Below are 15,070 nucleotides of genomic sequence, written 5' to 3'. Positions count from 1 at the left end.
CGGGGACGCCATGACACCGGAAGACTTCAAGAACTGGCGCGCCCACTGCGGGTTCAAGTCCCAACGGATCGCTGCCGAGGCGCTCGGGCTTTCAGTCGGCACCATCGAGAACTATGAGCCCGGCGTTCGCCGCGACGGCAACCCGGCTCCAATCCCCTACACCGTTGCCCTCGCCTGCTCGGCCCTGGCGATGAACCTTCCGCCGTGGCCGGCGAAGCTCGGCTCCTGACCCGTCACTTCCGAAGAAGACGCGCGCGATCCCGGCCGTGCCAGACCTTGCCGTTTTTCGGCCTTGCAGGCTCCGCCTATCCCCTCGCGTCGACCAACTCCAGGACATGCTCCGCGATCGCCAGGCTCGAGGTCAGGCCCGGCGATTCGATCCCGTAGAGATTGATCAGGCCGGGCACGCCGTGGGCGTCGGCGTCCTGGATAACGAAATCATGGAACGCGGCCGGATCCGGGCCGATCTTCGGACGGATACCCGAATAGGACGGATGCAGCTTGTCGATCGGGACGTCCGGCCAGTAACGCCGGATCGCCTCGACAAAGGCATCGAGCCGATCCGTGCTCACCTCGTAGTCGAGGTCATCGACCCATTCCACGTCCGGTCCGAACCGTGCCTGCCCGCCGAGATCGAGTGTCAGATGCACGCCGAGACCACCCGGCTCCGGAACCGGATAGATCAGCCGGGAGAACGGCGCGCGGCCGGCAAGCGACACATAGTTGCCCTTGGCATAGTGGAGCGGCGGGATCGATGAGGGCGCCACGCCGTCGATCCGCGACGCGACCTCGGTCGCGTGGAGCCCGGCGCAGTTGACCACCGTTTTCGCCCGAAGCCGCGTCCCGCCGGCCTCGATCACGATGCCGTCCGAGCCGGCCTCGCCCCGCTCCAGCGGCGCCTGGAACGCGATCGCGGCGCCAGCAGCCTCGGCGTCGCCCTGAAGGGCCAACATGAAGGCGTGCGCGTCGAGGATCCCGGTCGTGTCCGATTGAAGCGCGGCCTCCGCCCGGCATTCGGGCTCCAGGGCTTCGACCTCCCGCTTCGACAGAAGCCGCATGCCTTCCACGCCGTTCGCCCGCGCCTTCTCAAGTGTGGCTTCCAGCACCGGGATCTGGTCCGGTTCGGTCGCGACGATCAGCTTGCCGGTCTGCCGGTGCGGCACCCCCCTCGCCTCGCAATAGGCGTAGAGCATCCGCCGCCCGCGCACGCAGAACGCTGCCTTCCGCGAGCCCGCCGGATAGTAGATCCCGGCATGGATGACCTCGCTGTTGCGGCTGGAAATGCCGGTGCCGATTCCGCCCTCGGCCTCCAGCACGATGGTCTCGCGACCGCTTTCGGCAAGCTCGCGCGCCACTGCCAGCCCGATGACGCCGGCCCCGATCACGACACACTCGACGTCGTCCATGTCCGCTCCTTACAAGGCACGGGAAGCCCTTCATCGCGCCCGGCCCTTTGCCTCGCCGGTCGAGGCGTTTCGCGTCGCTTCTGACGGCTCAGGGGAGCAGTCCGCTCCGTCCGACCGAATCCTCCTCACCGGAGACATCATGCCCAAGACCAGCCAGTCCCTGCACCCTCTGCTCGTTCTCCATCCGATCCAGCCGGCCTATCTGCGTCTGTTCGAAGAGGCCGGATTCGATCCGATCCCGGGCTGGGAACGGTCGGATTTCGAGGCTGCCAACCGCAGGGTGGCAGACGACCTCCGCTTTGTCCTGACCAGCGGTTCGCGCGGGTTGTCGGCGGCTGAAATGGAGCTCTATCCGAAGCTTGAGATGATCTGCGCGCTTGGCGCCGGCTACGAGAACATCGACCGTGCTGCGGCACGCGGCCGGGGGGTTGTCGTCACCTTCAGTCCCGGCGCCAACGCGCCCCAGGTTGCCGACCATGCGATCGCGCTGATCCTTGCCATGCTTCACGACATCCCGGCCGCCGACCGCGCCGCGCGCACCGGTGCCTGGAAAACCTATCGAAACAGCCGGCTGCACCCGACCCTGTCCGGACGGCGTCTGGGTATCCTCGGGTTCGGGCGTATCGGCCGCGAGACGGCCGGCCGCGCGGCGGGCGGGTTCGCGACACCCATAGCCTACAGCGCCCGGACACGCCGCGACGACGTCGACCACACCTATTTCGCGGATCCGCGGGCGCTCGCGGAGTGGGCCGAGATCGTCGTGGTCGCCACGCCCGGCGGCCCGGAAACCCGCCATCTCGTCGACGCGGAGTTCCTTTCGGCCCTCGGACCCGACGGATATCTGGTCAATGTCTCGCGCGGCAGCGTGGTCGACACGGCTGCGCTGATCGACGCCTTGAGGAGAAAGACCATCGCGGGCGCTGCTCTCGATGTCGTCGACGGAGAGCCGGAAGTCCCTGCCGAGCTGGCGGACCTTCCGAACATCCTGCTCACCCCGCACATCGCCGGCCATTCCCCGGAGGCAGTGACCGCGACGATCCGGCTCGTCATCGACAATCTGGCGGCGCATCTGGAAGGGCGGCCGGTGCCGACCGCGGTGCCGATCGACTAGCGAAAGCGCGCCCACGGGTCGGGATTTGCTTGCGCCAGCACCTTCGGATCGGCCGGAATACGGTAGCGGTAAGTGACGTTCACGCGCCTGGAGCGCAGGAAATACCAGCACAGCAGGGCGCAGACGATCCCGCCGACTCCGATCGCGACCAGGATCGATTGCGTCATCAGGTCGGCCGTCATCGATGGCGCTTCCGGCGCTTCGAAGTGAAACACCGACGCGATGAGGATGGTCGCGAAATAGCGCAGGAGCAGGGCTGGAACGATCAGCGATCCGAACAGTGGCGAGCGATTCAGGCCCAGGACCGCAACGACGGCGAGCACCAGCCCGACGAACGAATCCACGTAGTGGACCTGCCGGTCGAAGGGACCGAACAGCTGGGCGAAGCCGCGCGGGTCCGGCAGAAAGAGCTGCAGCAGGCCGAACAGCCCGCCAAGCACGAACAGGATCAGAAAGACCCGCAACGGCCCCTTCACCCCGTAGAGCGGGTGCGCCTCGGCCTCGTTGATCGAAAGCTTCTGCCAGGCCATCAGGCTAGATCCGCGCCAAACCCAGCCAGGTAGCCAGCGCCTGGGCGACCTCGGTCGGACGTTCCAGCGACGACAAATGTCCGCACGCCTCGATCGTCACGAGGTTGCTGTTGGGAAGCGCCGCGTCGATTTCCTGACCCATCTCCGGCGGCGTGAGCTGGTCTGCATCCCCGACAAGCACCATCGTCGGCATGCGGATTTCTCCAGCCCGTCCGCTGATATCCTCGCGGGTCAGCAGCGCGCGTTCCTGCGCCACGAAGACGTCCGCGCCCGTGTCCACCGCCATGCGGCGGACCCGATCGACGAGATCCGGATCGGCGAGCCGGTCGGGGTGGAGCAGACGCGGCATCAGCCGGTCGGCGACCGCCTCCATACCCTCCGCTTCGGCCAGTTCGATCAGCGCTTCGCGATTCGCCCTCTCGTCGGGTGTGTCCGGCCGGATCTTGGTGTTGAGCAGCGCCAGCCGCTCGATCCGGTCCGGCGCCCTCAGAGCGAGTTCCATCGCCAGATAGCCCCCCATCGAAAGCCCGGCGAGGGCGAAATAGGAGGGTGCGTTCGCCAGGATCTGGTCGACGATCGCCTCCATCGTGTCCGGACCGCGATGGTCGACGATCTGCATGGTGACCCGGTCTCCGATCTCCCCGACCACAGGCTCGAAGAGCAGCTCCGTGCAGGCCAGTCCGGGAATGAAGACCAGGGGAACCATCATGACGCGGACGCCCCTTCTGCGATCGCGAGGAAGTCGGACGCCTTCAGGCTCGCCCCGCCGACGAGCGCACCGTCCACGTGGTCGATGGCGAGAAGTGCTGCGGCATTGGCCGGCTTCACCGAGCCGCCATAGAGGATCTTGATCGATTTTCCGGCCTCGCCGAAACGCTCTTCGAGCGTCGACCGGATCGCCGCATGGACCGCCGCCACGTCGTCGTCCGTCGGCGTCCTCCCGGTTCCGATCGCCCAGACCGGCTCATAGGCGACGACGAGCGTGTCTGCGGTCGCCCCGTCAGGCAGCGATCCCGCCAGCTGCCGGCGCACCACATCGAGAGCCTGGCCGGCGTCGCGCTCTGCCTCCGTCTCGCCGACGCAGGCGATGGCCACGAGGCCGGCCCGCCAGGCCGCCTCGACCTTCGCCCGCACCGTTTCGTCGCTTTCGCCGTGGTCGGCGCGCCGCTCCGAGTGACCGACGATCACGTGGCTCGCCCCGGCGTCAGCCAGCATTTCCGCCGAGATGTCGCCGGTGTGAGCGCCGCTCGCCTCCGTATGGCAGTCCTGGCCGCCGATCCGCACGCCGGTCCCCTGGGCCCGCATCGCGAAGGCGGCGACGAGCGTCGCCGGCGGGCACAACAGGAGTTCGGTGTCGCCGGCGATGTCCGAGCGTCCGGCGATCACCCCCTCAAGCTCGGCGATCGACTGCGCCAGACCATTCATTTTCCAATTGCCGGCGATCAACTTGGACGTCACGCCCGTCCTCCCATTTCTGTTTCCGAAGCGCACATGTGCGGGGCCGGGTTTACCGCCCCATCGTGGTCCAACAAAACACCGTGTTCGGCCGACAAGTCCATACGCTTGCTCGCAGGCACCGGCCTTTCTATGATCCGCCGCCCTGACAGCCTCGAGTTCACCGGCGAACCCATAACAACGGTTGATCCTTTTTCATGCTCACCCAACTGCGGCGCGGCGCCAGCACCTGGCTCGCCAAACTCCTCATCGCGCTTCTCGTCCTCAGCTTCGCGATCTGGGGCATCGCCGACATCTTCCGGGGATTCGGGGCCAATCAGCTCGCCCGTGTCGGCAACACCGAGATCACCGCGACCGATTTCCAGCGCGACTACAACCGCGCCGTCCAGCGGCTGAGCCAGCAGGCCGGGCGTCCGATCCCGGCCGACGAGGCGATCCAGTTCGGCCTGCCTCAGCGGGTGCTGTCGCAGCTGGCCACTGACGCGCTGCTGACCGATGCGACCAAGGACTACGGGATCGATGTCGGCGACGAGCGGGTCGCCCAGGCCATCCGCAGCGACGAGACGTTCCAGGGGCCCGACGGCTCCTTCAACCGGTCGCGCTTCCAGCAGATCCTGGCCGCCAACGGTCTGGACGAGGACGGCTACATCGAGGACCAGCGCGAACTCATGGATCGCCGTCAGCTCGTCGACGGGCTGTTCGGCGGTCTGGACGTGCCGACCGCCTATCTTGCCGCCCTCAACCAGTACAGCAACGAGGAGCGGACGATCCGCTTCTTCCTGGTGGGGCGCGATTCGATCGCCGCCATTGCCGACCCGACCGAAGAGGAGCTGAGCACCTTCTACGATGAGAACAAGGGCCGGTTCGCCGCGCCGGAATACCGCGCGCTGAACATCCTTCAGGTCAATGCCGACACCCTTGCCGATCCCGCTTCGGTCAGCGAGGACGACGTTCGCCAGGCGTACGAATCCGGCGAGTTCGGCACGCCGGAGCGCCGCCACGTCCAGCAGGTGGTGTTCGGCGACCGCGCTGAGGCCGAGGACGCCGCCGACACGCTGTCGTCGGGCGGGACCTTCCAGGAGGTCCTCACCGCCGCCGGGCGGACCATGAACGACGTCGATCTCGGCGTGGTCAGCCGCTCCGACATCGTCGATCCGGCCGTGGCCGACGCCGCGTTCTCGATGGAGGAACCCGGCACCGAGATCGTCGACGGGCGGTTCGGAACCGTGCTGGTGCGCGTGAGCGAGATCCAGCAGGCCGACCGCCAGCCCCTGGAGGAGGTCGCAGGCTCGATCCGTGACCGGCTCGCCCGCCAGGCGGCCCAGGACGAGGTGGTCGATCTCTACGACGAGGTTGAGGACGCCTTCGCCGGCGGCGCCACGATCGCCGAGGTCGCCGACCGGTTTGGCCTGTCGCTGCGCAACGTGCCGGCCGTCAGTGCCGCCGGTGCCGCCCCCGATGGCAGCACCGTCCAGCTTCCGGCCAAGCAGGAGCTCCTCTCCGACGCCTTCGACACGGAGGTCGGCGCCGACAATCCGCCGATCCAGGTCAGCTCGACCGACTATGTCTGGTACCGGGTCAGCGACGTGACGCCGGCCCGCGACCGGGAGCTCGACGAGGTCCGCGGACAGGTCTTCGCCGCCTGGACCGAGGATCAGGTCGCCACACGGATCGCCGAGGCGGCCGACGAGGCGGCCGAACGCATCCGCAACGGCGAGAGCATCGACGCCGTGGCCGATTCGCTGGGTGCGACCCTGCAGACATCGGAGCCGTTCACCCGGCAGGGCAGCATCAACGGCCTTCCGTCCGCTGCCGTGTCCGAGGCGTTCTCCGGTCCGCAGGACACCGTGGCAACCACCACCGCGTCCCAGGGCCAGCAGGCTGTGCTTCAGGTCGCATCGGTAAACCGCCCGGCCTTCTTCGCGGAAGCCGCCGACAACGTTCCTGCGCGGCAGCGGCTGGAGCAGTCGCTGGGCGATGCGCTGGTCGGGGCCTATGTCTCGGCGCTCGAGCAGGAACGGCCTGTGCAGGTGAACCAGCAGATGCTGAACCAGATCGTCGGCGTTCCGGGTAGCGGCGCCGGCTCGTAAGTCCATCGACTGACCATCGGGCGACCGGGTCGGACAGACGGCCCTGTCGCTAGGGGGAGACAGCGCATGTCCGACTTGAAGGCCCTTCTCGACAAGGCCGCCCAGGGCGACACGCTGAGCCGCGAGGAGGCCCGCCGGGCATTCGACATCATGATGTCGGGCGAGGCCACGCCTTCGCAGATGGGCGGACTGCTGATGGCGCTGCGCGTGCGCGGCGAGAGCATCGACGAGATCACCGGCGCCGTGGAGACGATGCGCGAGAAGATGGTCCGCGTCGACGCGCCGGCCGATGCCATCGACATCGTCGGAACCGGGGGCGACGCCAAGGGGAGTTACAACGTCTCCACCTGCTCCGCGTTCGTCGTCGCGGGCGCCGGCATCCCGGTCGCCAAGCACGGCAACCGGGCCCTCTCCTCGAAATCGGGTGCCGCCGATGTGCTCACCGCGCTCGGCATCGACATCGAGATCGGGCCGGAGCGGATCGGCACCTGCATCCGCGAAGCCGGTCTCGGCTTCATGTTCGCGCCCGCCCACCACGCCGCCATGAAGCACGTCGGCCCGACGCGGGTCGAACTCGGCACCCGGACGATCTTCAACATCCTCGGTCCGCTTTCCAATCCGGCCGGTGTCTCCCGCCAGCTCGTCGGCGTGTTCGACAGGCAGTGGATCGAGCCGCTGGCGCACGCCCTCGGCAAGCTCGGCTCGGCCAAGGCCTGGATCGTGCACGGGGCCGACGGGCTGGACGAGATTACGGTCACCTCGGAGACCTACGTCGCCGCGCTCGAGAACGGCGAGGTGTCGACCTTTTCGATCAAGCCGGAGGACGTGGGCTTGCAGCGCTGGCCGCTTTCGGAGCTGATCGGGGGCGACTCCCATAAAAACGCCACAGCGCTGCGCGAGGTGCTGGAAGGACGCGCCGGTCCCTATCGCGACATCGTCCTGATGAACGCGGGAGCGGCATTCCTGGTCGCCGACCGTGTCGCATCGCTCGAGGCGGGCGTTGCGCTGGCGGCCGAGACCATCGACAGCGGCCGGGCGCTCGACGCACTCGGCCGGCTGATCGCGGCATCGAACGAGTAGTGAATGACCGATATTCTGAGCAAGATCGAAGCCTACAAGCGCGAAGAGATCGAAGCGGCCAAGGCCGCGGTGCCTCAGGCGGACATCGAGACCGAAGCGCGCGACGCGCCCCCGCCCCGCGGCTTCCGTGCTGCGCTCGAGGCGGCCATCGAAGCCGGCAGGCCCGGGCTCATCGCCGAGATCAAGAAGGCGAGCCCGTCGAAGGGTGTCATCCGCGAAGACTTCGAACCGACCGAGATCGCGAACGCCTATATGGCCGGCGGCGCTTCCTGCCTGTCGGTGCTGACCGACGGCCCCTCTTTCCAGGGCTCACCGGAGATCCTGAAGGCGGTGCGTGAGGCGGTCGAGCTGCCGATCCTGCGCAAGGACTTCCTGTTCGACCCCTATCAGGTGTTCGAGGCGCGGGCCTGGGGCGCGGACGCGATCCTGGTCATCATGGCCGCCGTCGACGACGCCACGGCGACCCGGCTCGTCGAGACGGCGCACAATCTCGGCATGGACGCCCTCATCGAGGTCCACGACGCGGAGGAACTCGCCCGCGCCATCGAGATTCCGGCCGTCCTGATCGGCGTGAACAACCGCAACCTCAAGACCTTCGAGACCTCGCTGGAGACCTCCGAGCGGCTCGCCCCGCACATTCCGGGCAACCGGCTCCTGGTCGCCGAATCCGGCATCAACTCCGTCGACGACGTCTCCCGGCTTTCCCGGGCCGGCTTCGATGCGTTCCTGGTCGGCGAGAGCCTGATGCGGCAGGACGATATCGAGACCGCCACGCGCGACCTGATCGCCGTGGATGCCCTGCGCACCGACGCCGCGGCCCAGTAGGCCGGTCATGTCGGGCGGCTCCCTCACCCATCTCGACGAGACCGGGGCGGCCCGCATGGTGGACGTCTCCGAAAAGGACGTCACCCGGCGCGAGGCCGTCGCCACCGGAAACGTCACCATGCGCGCGGAGACGCTCGAGGCGATCCTGGCCGGCCAGATCAAGAAGGGCGACGTGTTTGCCACAGCGCGCATCGCCGGCATCATGGCCGCCAAGCGGACCCACGACCTGATCCCGCTGTGCCATCCGCTGCCGGTCTCCTCGGTGAAGGTGGAGATCGAACCCGACCGGAACCTGCCCGGCCTGACCGTCACGGCGACGGTCGGCGTCGACAGCAAGACCGGCGTGGAGATGGAAGCGCTGACGGCGGCGAGCGTTGCCTGCCTGACCATCTACGACATGGCCAAGGCCGTGGAGCGCGGCATGGTCGTCGGCGACATCCGTCTGCTTGCCAAGTCGGGCGGGCGATCCGGCGACTGGCAGGCCGGAGCCGCCGAATGAGCCTGCTGCCGGTCGCACACGCGCGGGCGCGGGTGCTCGACGGAGCCGACCGCCTCGGCATCGAGACCGTGTCCCTGGCGGACGCGGGCGGCCGTGTTCTCGCCGCGGACCTCGCCGCCACCCGGTCGCAGCCGCCCTTCCCCGCCTCCGCCATGGACGGCTATGCCGTGCGCGCCGACGATGCCCGCGTGGCCGGTGCCCGTCTGAGGGTCGCAGGCGTTTCCGCGGCCGGACGCCGCTATCCCGGCACGCTCGCCCCCGGAGAAGCCGTCCGGATCTTCACCGGCGCGCCGGTTCCCGAAGGCGCCGAAACCATCCTGATCCAGGAAAACGCGGAGCGGATCGACGAGGAGACCGTGGAGGTTGCCGTTCCCGTCGAGCCCGGCCGGCACATTCGCGCGGCCGGCCTGGATTTCGAGGAAGGGCAGCCTCTTCTGACCGCCGGAACGCGGCTCGGCGTCCGCCACATCGCGCTTGCCGCCGCTATGAACCATCCCGAGCTTCCGGTCGCCCGGCGTCCGCGGGTCGCGCTGATCGCCACCGGGGACGAACTCGTCCCGCCCGGCGCTGTCCCCGGTCCGGACCAGATCGTCGCCTCGAACACCCCGGCGCTGGCCGCGATGATTGCGGCCGCTGGCGGCGAGCCCCTCGATCTCGGGATCGTCCCCGACGCACGGGAAGCCACCGCCGATGCCCTCGCCAGGGCAAGGGCGAGCGGCGCGGACGTGATCGTCACCCTCGGCGGCGCCTCGGTCGGCGAGCACGATCTGGTCAAACAGGCGTTCGGCGACGTCGGCATGGAGCTCGGCTTCTGGAAGATCGCCATGCGGCCCGGAAAGCCGCTGATCTTCGGCCGGCTGAGCGATCTCAGGGTGCTCGGACTTCCGGGTAACCCGGTCTCCAGCCTGGTCTGCGCCCTTCTGTTCCTGACGCCGCTTCTGCGAGCCCTTCAGGGCGACACCGATCCCGGACCGTGGTTCGAGCCCGCGGTCCTAGCCTCGGACATGCCGGCCAACGGCGACCGAGAGGACTATGTCCGCGCCCGGGTGGCGGAAAGCCCGACCGGGCCCCCGCTGGTGGAGCCGTTCTCCGTGCAGGACTCATCGATGCTCTCCACCCTCGCCGTTGCGAAGGCGCTCCTGGTCCGTCCAGCCCACGCGCCCGACGCCCGCGCCGGCGAGACCTGCCGGATCATCCGGCTCTGACACCGTCGGACACACTGCCCGCCACACCGTGGCCTTACACTGTTCTCCGTTTCCACCTTCCATCGGGTAACCGGCCATTAACCCTTGCGGAACACATATGGAACGCGTAGTGTTCGTTCCTGATTTGTACGCATTTGCGATGCGCCGGACCGAGGGGTGGGGCCGAAGACATGTTGACCCGCAAGCAACACGAACTCCTGATGTTCATCCATGAGCGACTGAAGGAGACCGGGGTCCCGCCGTCGTTCGACGAGATGAAGGAAGCGCTCGACCTGCGCTCCAAGTCCGGCATTCACCGGCTGATCACGGCGCTCGAAGAGCGTGGCTTCATCCGGCGCCTGCCGAACCGCGCACGGGCACTGGAAGTGCTGCGGCTTCCCGAGTCGGCCAATGCCGGCCTTGCCGGCCCGCGCACCAAAGGCTTCGCGCCGGAAGTGATCGAGGGCTCGCGCGGCAAGGCGCCGCCGGTCCCCGCCCGGGAGCCCGAGCCCGCGGAGATCGCCGGCCTGACCGTCCCCGTGATGGGCCGCATTGCTGCCGGCGTTCCGATCGCCGCCATCCAGACCGAAAGCCATCAGATCACCGTCCCGGCCGACCTCGTTGGCGGCGGAGAACACTTCGCGCTGGAGGTCCGTGGCGATTCCATGATCGAGGCAGGCATCCTCGACGGCGACACGGTGCTGATCAAACGGTCCGACACTGCCGACAGCGGCGACATCGTTGTGGCGCTCGTCGACGATGAGGAAGCCACGCTGAAGCGGCTGCGGCGCAAGGGCGGGTCCATCGCGCTGGAAGCGGCCAATCCGGCCTATGAGACGCGGATTTTCGGACCCGATCGGGTGCGCATCCAGGGCAAGCTCGTCGCCCTGTTCCGCAGCTATTGAGCGGTTTCGGGCCGAACGGACACCGGCGGTCTTCCAGAACCGCGTTATCTCCTGATCACAGGTCGTGCGCTCCACGGTCGCGGCACCGGCGGGCGGGCCCGCTCGATCCGGTATCCGGGCGGATCCTTTATGCGAAAGAGCGCGAGAGCACCCTGCTCCATCAGCATGTGACGGTCGATCACCAGCCGAGGCCCCTCGCACCCGGCGGGACGGGTGTGGCGTGTCACCAGGATCTCCGCCCTGCGGCAATCCAATAGAAATGCCTGGGACTGCTCCACGAAGGCGATCCGGCGGCCACCGATGTCGCCGGGACCGCGGGCAATCGGCAGCGTGCAGCCGAACGGGTCGCAGCTGACGCCGGCGCGCACCGTGACGTCTTCCAGAGGACGCGGATCGCCGTCGGCCCTGAGCCACATCGCGGCCGCGAAATCCCCGCCCCGTGCCGTCGCGATTGTCAGGCGACCGTCGGTGCCGCGGGCAGCGACCGTGCGGCCGTCGTCGGAGACCAGGATATCCGGACGGGCGGCTGCAGGCGTCAATGCCAGCCCGGCCAGGACCAGCGGCAGGCCGAGAACCCGCCAGCGGGCCGTCCAGAGCGCGAGCCAGAGCAGTCCGGCCGCCATCAGAAGCACCGCTGCCGCGGGCATGCGGCCCACATGGCCGGCATCGCCGCCCAGGGACGCGACCCGTTTGGCGACGGCCACGACCCCGTCCAGGCCCCAGCCCATCGCAGCGAGCGGGACCGGGTCGACACCGAGCGGCATCACCGCCACCGACAGCACCCCCATGGGCATCACGATCAGGGTCACGAGCGGCATGGCCAGAAGGTTGCCGAGAAGGCCGAACACGGCGATCCGCTGAAAATGGAAGGCGCCGATCGGGCCGGTCGCGAGACCGGCGATCAGGGAGGTCAGCGCCAGGCCTGCGATCCAGAGGGCAGCCAGCCGCAGCACCCGAAGAACCGGGCCGCGTCGGGGCGGAGGCCGGTCGGCCCGCTCGCGCGAGGCCAGATACTCGTAGCCGGCGACCAGCGCGATGACGGCCGCGAACGACATCTGGAAGCCCGGCGATACGACGGCGGCCGGGTCGAACAGCATGATCGCAAGCGCGGCCACGGCGACCGAGCGCAGGGTCAGGGCCGGCCGGTCGGCGAGCACCGCCACGAGCGCCACGGCGAGCATCACGAAGGCCCGTATGGTCGCCACCGCCCCGCCGGAGACGATCAGATAGAACAGCCCTGCCGCGAGCGCCGCTGCCGCCGCCCATTTCTTGATCGGATAGCGCAGCGCGACCGGCGGTATGGCGGCAAGGCTCAGCCTCAGCACGGCGAACACGGTGCCGGCCACCAGCGCCATGTGCAGCCCGGAAATCGCCAGGATGTGGCCGAGCCCGGACGCCCGCAAGGCCTCCTGTGTCGATTCGGGTATGCCGCCGCGATCGCCGACCAGGAGAGTGGCGGCCAGTTCCCCGTTCTCGCCGGGAAGGGCGGCGCGCAGCCGCCCGGCAATCCGCTCGCGCACCCCCGCGACCGCTGCCTTGGCACGAAGCAGGAGCGGCGGCGGCCCGAGATCGGCCGGGCGCGGCTGGCCATAGGAAAAACCGGTCCCGCCGATCCGCTGGAAGAACAGGCTGCGGGCGCCGTCGTAGGCGCCCGGCGCCACAGGCCCCCGCGGCGGCGCCAGCCTGACCAGAGCCGTCAGCCCTTCGCCGACGTCGAGCGGGTCCTCCCGTCCCCGGCTGGTGAAGCGCACGCGCGCCGGCGTCTCGGCGGGGTCGAGCCGCGACAGGCTTTCGACCCGGACCACGTAGCGCACGGCTCCGTCCGGCCGGGGCTCGCGCCGTTCCACGAACCCGGTCAGGGTATGGGTGCCTTCCCAGCCCAGAACAGGCGCCGCGACCCGGGCCGTCTGGCCCGCCGCCGCCGCAACCCCGAAGGCAACCGATGCTGCCATCGCCAGCGCCGCGAACACCGGCGGTCGGCGGCGGCTGGCCATCGCTCCGGCCACGAGCGCCCCGGCGAGCGCAAGCATCGTCGGCCAGTGCGGCTCGCGGGGAAGCGCGAAATAGACCGCCACCCCGACGGCCACGGCGACCGGCAGCCACAGGACGCCCCGGCCCCGGTCGAGATCCAGGTGAAGACAGTCCGACAGCCATTCCGCGCATCGCCCCGGCAGGGCACCGAGCGCGGCGAAGCGGCCCGGCGGGACGAACGGAAGTCGCCGGCGCGATGACCGCGCCTGCCCCGACCGTGCGTCCTTCCGGTCGCGCGTCGTCGCCACAAGCCCCTCCCGTGCGTTCACGCCCGGCGCACGGCGTGCTAAACGACCCCCGCCCCGCGCCCTCGATCTTCACCCTGAGGTAGAATGCGGGAAAAACGGATAATCGAAAGAGGCAAACATGTCGGCGCCCGTGGTCACGCGCTTCGCTCCCTCCCCGACCGGCTTTCTCCACATCGGCGGCGCGCGCACCGCTCTGTTCAACTGGCTCTATGCGCGCCACACCGGCGGACGGATGCTTCTGCGCATCGAGGACACCGACAAGGAACGGTCCACCGAAGCCGCCATCGCCGCCATCCTGGACGGCCTGACCTGGCTCGGCATCGAGTGGGACGACGCCCCCGTGTTCCAGTCCCTGCGCGCGGATCGCCACGCCGAGGTCGCCTACGCGCTGCTGGAGAGCGGTCAGGCCTATCGCTGCTACGCCTCGGCGGAGGAGCTTACCGAAATGCGCGAGAAGGCCCGCGCCGAGGGCCGTCCGCCGCTCTATGACCGCCGCTGGCGCGACCGCGACCCGTCCGAGGCGCCGGAGGGTGTGGATCCGGTGATCCGCATCAAGGCGCCGCTGGACGGCGAGACGGTCATCGACGACCACGTCCAGGGCCGCGTGTCCTTCGCCAACAAGGACCTCGACGACTTCATCATCATGCGCTCCGACGGATCGCCGACCTACATGCACGCCGTCGTGGTCGACGATCACGACATGGAGGTCAGCCACATCGTGCGCGGCGACGACCATCTGACCAACGCCGCCCGTCAGACGCTGATCTACAAAGCCATGGGCTGGGACGTGCCGAGCTTTGCCCACATCCCCCTCATCCACGGCCCCGACGGCGCCAAGCTCTCCAAGCGCCACGGCGCGCTCGGTGTCGAGGCCTATCGGGCGATGGGCTATCTGCCGGAAGCGCTGCGCAACTATCTGGTCCGCCTGGGCTGGAGCCACGGCGATACCGAGATCTTCTCCACCGAGGAGATGATCGAATGGTTCGATCTGGACCAGATCGGCCGTTCGCCGGCGCGCTTCGATTTCGCCAAGCTGGAGAATCTCAGCGGCCACTACATCCGCTCCGCCAGCGACGAGCGGCTGCTTCAGGCGATCGACGACCTGCTGCCTCATCTGGAGGACGGCGACGCGATCGCCAATGCCCTCACGCCGGACGCCCGGACCCGTCTGACCCACGCCATGCCCGGGCTGAAGGAGCGCGCCAAGACGTTGCTGGAGCTCCTGGATGCCGCCGCCTATGTCTGGGTCACGCGGCCGATCACGCCCGACGAGAAGGCCGGCAAGGTGCTGGACGCCGACGCGCGGACGCATCTGAAGGCGATTGCCGATCGCCTGTCCGAGCTTGCCACCTGGACCGCAGCCGACACGGAAAGCGTCGTCCGCGCCTATGCCGAAGAGACCAGCCTGAAGCTCGGCAAGGTGGCGCAGCCGCTGCGCTGTGCGCTCACCGGCCGAACCACGTCGCCGCCGGTCTTCGACGTGCTGGAAACCCTGGGACGGGAGGAAAGCCTGGCCCGGATTCGCGACCAGGCGGCCTGAATCCCCGGCCGACTTCCCATCGCGGCCACGGCCCTCCCGGAACCGTCACCAACCCCTCGCAACGTCGGCTCCGGCCGCGCGCTTTCGGCGCGGCCGGAGAATGGCTTCAGGCGACGAAAAGAATGAAAATTCTTTCAAATAATTCAAGGTTTTAATCGGCAGAAAT

14 protein-coding genes are annotated in these 15,070 nt (G+C 68.7%); 9 read left to right on the top strand and 5 right to left on the bottom strand.

Going from position 1 to position 15,070, the window contains the following annotated elements; genetic code table 11:
- The first annotated feature begins 10 nt into the window (after positions 1-10).
- Positions 11-229 (top strand): helix-turn-helix domain-containing protein, encoded by a 219-nt coding sequence (locus J2S73_RS10105; protein WP_306885398.1) that lies wholly within the window; start codon positions 11-13, stop codon positions 227-229.
- A 76-nt stretch (positions 230-305) separates the two neighbouring features.
- On the opposite strand, the gene J2S73_RS10100 is transcribed toward J2S73_RS10105, so the two are convergent.
- Complete coding sequence (locus J2S73_RS10100) at positions 306-1,406, bottom strand: NAD(P)/FAD-dependent oxidoreductase (protein WP_306885396.1); 1,101 nt, start codon at positions 1,404-1,406, stop codon at positions 306-308.
- Between the two features lie 139 nt (positions 1,407-1,545).
- Here J2S73_RS10100 and J2S73_RS10095 point away from each other — a divergent pair, with 139 nt between their 5' ends.
- On the top strand, positions 1,546-2,517 hold the full coding sequence (locus J2S73_RS10095; RefSeq protein WP_306885395.1) for a 2-hydroxyacid dehydrogenase: 972 nt from the start codon (positions 1,546-1,548) through the stop codon (positions 2,515-2,517).
- Here J2S73_RS10095 and J2S73_RS10090 read toward each other — a convergent pair.
- The 3 genes from J2S73_RS10090 to tpiA are packed head-to-tail and all read right to left on the bottom strand — an operon-like array spanning position 2,514 to position 4,505.
- The gene (locus J2S73_RS10090; protein ID WP_306885394.1) at positions 2,514-3,047 is read right to left on the bottom strand and encodes a hypothetical protein; all 534 of its coding nucleotides are present in this window, start codon (positions 3,045-3,047) and stop codon (positions 2,514-2,516) included. The two genes, J2S73_RS10095 and J2S73_RS10090, sit on opposite strands and share 4 nt — an antisense overlap.
- 4 nt (positions 3,048-3,051) lie before the next feature.
- Positions 3,052-3,756 carry an alpha/beta fold hydrolase gene (locus J2S73_RS10085; RefSeq protein ID WP_306885393.1) on the bottom strand — a complete coding sequence of 235 codons (705 nt, stop codon included), beginning with the start codon at positions 3,754-3,756 and terminating at the stop codon, positions 3,052-3,054.
- Positions 3,753-4,505, bottom strand: a complete 753-nt coding sequence (gene tpiA, locus J2S73_RS10080) for a triose-phosphate isomerase (RefSeq protein ID WP_306885392.1) — start codon at positions 4,503-4,505, stop codon at positions 3,753-3,755. Before tpiA ends, J2S73_RS10085 begins: the two co-directional genes overlap by 4 nt.
- A gap of 194 nt (positions 4,506-4,699) precedes the next feature.
- Here tpiA and J2S73_RS10075 point away from each other — a divergent pair, with 194 nt between their 5' ends.
- The 6 genes from J2S73_RS10075 to lexA all read left to right on the top strand — a co-directional run bounded on the left by J2S73_RS10075 (position 4,700) and on the right by lexA (position 11,085).
- Positions 4,700-6,592 (top strand): peptidylprolyl isomerase, encoded by a 1,893-nt coding sequence (locus tag J2S73_RS10075; protein ID WP_306885391.1) that lies wholly within the window; start codon positions 4,700-4,702, stop codon positions 6,590-6,592.
- A 66-nt stretch (positions 6,593-6,658) separates the two neighbouring features.
- On the top strand, positions 6,659-7,672 hold the full coding sequence (trpD, locus tag J2S73_RS10070) for an anthranilate phosphoribosyltransferase (RefSeq protein WP_306885390.1): 1,014 nt from the start codon (positions 6,659-6,661) through the stop codon (positions 7,670-7,672).
- A gap of 3 nt (positions 7,673-7,675) precedes the next feature.
- Positions 7,676-8,497: an indole-3-glycerol phosphate synthase TrpC gene (trpC, locus tag J2S73_RS10065; RefSeq protein ID WP_306885389.1), complete on the top strand. Its 822-nt coding sequence runs from the start codon at positions 7,676-7,678 to the stop codon at positions 8,495-8,497.
- Positions 8,498-8,504: 7 nt separating this feature from the next.
- On the top strand, positions 8,505-8,996 hold the full coding sequence (gene moaC, locus J2S73_RS10060) for a cyclic pyranopterin monophosphate synthase MoaC (protein WP_306885388.1): 492 nt from the start codon (positions 8,505-8,507) through the stop codon (positions 8,994-8,996).
- Positions 8,993-10,201 (top strand): molybdopterin molybdotransferase MoeA, encoded by a 1,209-nt coding sequence (locus tag J2S73_RS10055; RefSeq protein WP_306885387.1) that lies wholly within the window; start codon positions 8,993-8,995, stop codon positions 10,199-10,201. The genes moaC and J2S73_RS10055 overlap by 4 nt, the downstream gene beginning before the upstream one ends.
- Before the next feature lie 170 nt (positions 10,202-10,371).
- Positions 10,372-11,085 carry a transcriptional repressor LexA gene (gene lexA, locus J2S73_RS10050; RefSeq protein WP_306885386.1) on the top strand — a complete coding sequence of 238 codons (714 nt, stop codon included), beginning with the start codon at positions 10,372-10,374 and terminating at the stop codon, positions 11,083-11,085.
- Between the two features lie 44 nt (positions 11,086-11,129).
- Here the strand turns inward: lexA and J2S73_RS10045 are convergent, their stop codons facing one another.
- Entirely contained in the window at positions 11,130-13,364 is a 2,235-nt protein-coding gene (locus J2S73_RS10045) for a ComEC/Rec2 family competence protein (protein ID WP_306885385.1), read from the bottom strand.
- A 118-nt stretch (positions 13,365-13,482) separates the two neighbouring features.
- Here J2S73_RS10045 and gltX point away from each other — a divergent pair, with 118 nt between their 5' ends.
- The gene (gltX, locus tag J2S73_RS10040) at positions 13,483-14,904 is read left to right on the top strand and encodes a glutamate--tRNA ligase (protein ID WP_306885384.1); all 1,422 of its coding nucleotides are present in this window, start codon (positions 13,483-13,485) and stop codon (positions 14,902-14,904) included.
- Positions 14,905-15,070 lie beyond the last annotated feature (166 nt).

The sequence above is a fragment of the Amorphus orientalis genome (genome assembly GCF_030814015.1).
GTDB classification, from domain to species: Bacteria; Pseudomonadota; Alphaproteobacteria; order Rhizobiales; family Amorphaceae; genus Amorphus; species Amorphus orientalis.
Note: the sequence above shows the minus strand (reverse complement) of the source record. Positions and strands in the feature narration are given on the sequence as shown.